At 46.5% G+C, this 3735-nt stretch carries 2 tRNA genes and 3 rRNA genes; all 5 read right to left on the minus strand.

Features of this window, described 5'->3' with window-relative positions:
- Nucleotides 1-39: 39 nt before the first annotated feature.
- Nucleotides 40-148 (minus strand): 5S ribosomal RNA (rrf, locus tag BSU00_RS12645).
- A gap of 103 nt (nt 149-251) precedes the next feature.
- Nucleotides 252-3120, minus strand: a 23S ribosomal RNA gene (locus tag BSU00_RS12650).
- A 182-nt stretch (nt 3121-3302) separates the two neighbouring features.
- Nucleotides 3303-3376: transfer RNA gene (locus BSU00_RS12655), tRNA-Ala, on the minus strand.
- Between the two features lie 89 nt (nt 3377-3465).
- Nucleotides 3466-3539 (minus strand) — tRNA-Ile (locus tag BSU00_RS12660).
- Nucleotides 3540-3622: 83 nt separating this feature from the next.
- Nucleotides 3623-3735: ribosomal RNA gene (locus tag BSU00_RS12665) — 16S ribosomal RNA — on the minus strand; the annotation flags it as partial.

Raw genomic sequence — 3735 nt, forward strand, 5'->3', positions numbered from 1 at the left:
AAAAAAAAACCTCTTTACGTAATGTAAAGAGGTTTCAAAGAAAGGCAACGACCTACTCTCCCACCAGTGGCAGTACCATCGGCGCAAATGGGCTTAACTTCTCTGTTCGGAATGGTAAGAGGTGAGCCCCATTGCTATAATCACCTTAAATCGTTCAGTATATTCCAACTGTATAAGTTAACATATTGACAAAATTATATCGTAATAATCAATGAAAAAAGAGTTGTCTCCCGACCCGAAGGTCGGGATACGTACATAAGCCTATGGGTTATTAGTACTACTCGGCTACATACATTACTGCACTTACACCTATAGCCTATCAACGTGGTGATCTTCCACGACCCTTTAAAGAAATCTCATCTTGTGGTGGGTTTCGCGCTTATATGCTTTCAGCGCTTATCCCTTCCCGACGTAGCTACTCTGCAGTGCCCCTGGCGAGACAACAGATACACTAGAGGTCAGTCCAACTCGGTCCTCTCGTACTAAAGTCAGATCCACTCAAATTTCTAACGCCCACAGCAGATAGAGACCGAACTGTCTCACGACGTTCTGAACCCAGCTCGCGTGCCACTTTAATGGGCGAACAGCCCAACCCTTGGGACCTTCTCCAGCCCCAGGATGTGACGAGCCGACATCGAGGTGCCAAACCCCCCGTCGATGTGAGCTCTTGGGGGAGATCAGCCTGTTATCCCCGGAGTACCTTTTATCCTTTGAGCGATGGCCCTTCCATGCGGAACCACCGGATCACTATGCTCTACTTTCGTACCTGATCGACCTGTATGTCTCTCAGTCAAGCTCCCTTATGCCATTGCACTCTACGCACGGTTACCAAGCGTGCTGAGGGAACCTTTAGAAGCCTCCGTTACTCTTTTGGAGGCGACCACCCCAGTCAAACTACCCACCACGCACTGTTCTCATCACTGAGTTAGGCTCTAGATAAGCAAAGGGTGGTATTTCAAGGACGACTCCACAACGCCTAGCGACGCCGCTTCAAAGTCTCCCACCTATCCTACACATTACTTATCCAAAGTCAATACGAAGCTATAGTAAAGGTTCACGGGGTCTTTTCGTCCCGCTGCGGGTAATCGGCATCTTCACCGATACTACAATTTCACCGAGCTCATGGCTGAGACAGTATCCAGATCGTTGCACCATTCGTGCAGGTCGGAACTTACCCGACAAGGAATTTCGCTACCTTAGGACCGTTATAGTTACGGCCGCCGTTTACTGGGGCTTCATTTTAGATCTTCGCCGAAGCTAAACCCTCCACTTAACCTTCCAGCACCGGGCAGGTGTCAGGCCTTATACATCATCTTTCAATTTAGCAAAGCCCTGTGTTTTTGATAAACAGTCGCCTGGATCTTTTCACTGCGGCCAGCATTACTGCTGGCGACCTTTCTCCCGAAGTTACAGGTCTATTTTGCCTAGTTCCTTAGCCATGAATCTCTCGAGCACCTTAGAATTCTCATCCCAACTACCTGTGTCGGTTTACGGTACGGGTTGTTATAACCTGAAGCTTAGTGGGTTTTCTTGGAAGCCCTTAGCCGCACTATCCACGCATCCGAAGACTTGTGGTACTATCACACATCAGCTAGATCTGCGGATTTGCCTACAGTTCCAATACCTAAATGTTTCAACGAGCTATTCCGTCAGCTCGCGGCGGGGTCAGTACTCCGTCACCACATCGCAGTTATAACAAGTACAGGAATATTAACCTGTTGTCCATCGACTACTCCCTTCGGATTCGCCTTAGGTCCCGACTAACCCTCAGCTGATTAGCATCGCTGAGGAAACCTTAGTCTTTCGGTGAGGGGGTTTCTCGCCCCCTTTATCGTTACTTATGCCTACATTTTCTTTTCTATCCGCTCCAGCATACCTCACAGTACACCTTCAGCGCAAATAGAATGCTCCCCTACCACTTATAAAGTCCATAGCTTCGGTAATATGCTTATGCCCGATTATTATCCATGCTCGACCGCTCGACTAGTGAGCTGTTACGCACTCTTTAAATGAATGGCTGCTTCCAAGCCAACATCCTAGCTGTCTGGGCAGTCAAACCTCGTTTTTTCAACTTAGCATATATTTGGGGACCTTAGCTGATGGTCTGGGTTCTTTCCCTCTCGGACATGGACCTTAGCACCCATGCCCTCACTGCTGATTAACATTTTATAGCATTCGGAGTTTGTCAGGAATTGGTAGGCGGTGAAGCCCCCGCATCCAATCAGTAGCTCTACCTCTATAAAACTTTAAATCAACGCTGCACCTAAATGCATTTCGGGGAGTACGAGCTATTTCCGAGTTTGATTGGCCTTTCACCCCTACCCACAGGTCATCCAAAGACTTTTCAACGTCAACTGGTTCGGTCCTCCACTGTGTGTTACCACAGCTTCAACCTGCCCATGGGTAGATCACTCGGTTTCGCGTCTACTACTACTAACTAATTACGCCCTATTCAGACTCGCTTTCGCTTCGGCTCCGGACCTTAAATCCTTAACCTTGCTAGTAACAGTAACTCGTAGGCTCATTATGCAAAAGGCACGCCGTCACACAGTTAATGTGCTTCGACCGCTTGTAGGCGTACGGTTTCAGGTTCTATTTCACTCCCTTACTTAGGGTTCTTTTCACCTTTCCCTCACGGTACTAGTTCACTATCGGTCTTTCAGGAGTATTTAGCCTTACCGGATGGTCCCGGTGGATTCATACAGGATTACACGTGTCCCGCACTACTCAGGGTACTGCTATCTTACCATCACTTACCTATACGAGACTATCACTCTCTACGGTTCGTCTTTCCAAACGATTCTAGTTCATTCTGGTTCGAATGTCGCAGCCCTACAACCCCAATATTGCCGTAACAACATTGGTTTGGGCTAATCCGCGTTCGCTCGCCACTACTAACGGAATCACTTTTGTTTTCTCTTCCTATGGTTACTTAGATGTTTCAGTTCACCACGTTTGCCCCCTTGCGGGTACTATATCTTCAATATAGTGGGTTGCCCCATTCGGAAATTTACGGATCAATATGTATGTGCCACTCCCCGTAACTTATCGCAGCTTATCACGTCCTTCTTCGCCTCTGAAAGCCTAGGCATCCTCCATACGCCCTTACTTAGCTTATTGTACTTTTTGCTGTAGATCTCTCTACAACGAGCTCTTTATGATTCTTATATTTTTATATAAATAGTGTCTTAAGTAATAATTCACTTAAAACGCTCTATCTTGATTCTTTACGATATCATTTTACCAATATGTCAATGAACTTGTATAATTGTATCTGCTATCAAATAACAATACAATATCTGTGGAGAATATCGGAGTCGAACCGATGACCTCTTGCGTGCAAGGCAAGCGCTCTAGCCAGCTGAGCTAATCCCCCTTCATACAATCCTAGAAGCCTAACACAACTCCTTTGTATAACCAGGTAGGCTCAACCTCTAAAATTTCCTCTAAATAAATAACTCTTTGTAGTCTCGGGCAGACTCGAACTGCCGACCTCTACATTATCAGTGTAGCGCTCTAACCAGCTGAGCTACGAGACTATAATAGCTACTTCTTTAGTATATTTTAAAATTGACAGCAAGAGTAAAATTATCCTCTTTTGTAACTCACCATCTTTCTCTAGAAAGGAGGTGTTCCAGCCGCACCTTCCGGTACGGCTACCTTGTTACGACTTAGCCCTAGTTACCAGTTTTACCCTAGGCAGCTCCTTGCGGTAACCGACTTCAGGCACCCCCA

Source organism: Tenacibaculum sp. SG-28 (assembly GCF_002954385.1).
GTDB lineage: Bacteria > Bacteroidota > Bacteroidia > Flavobacteriales > Flavobacteriaceae > Polaribacter.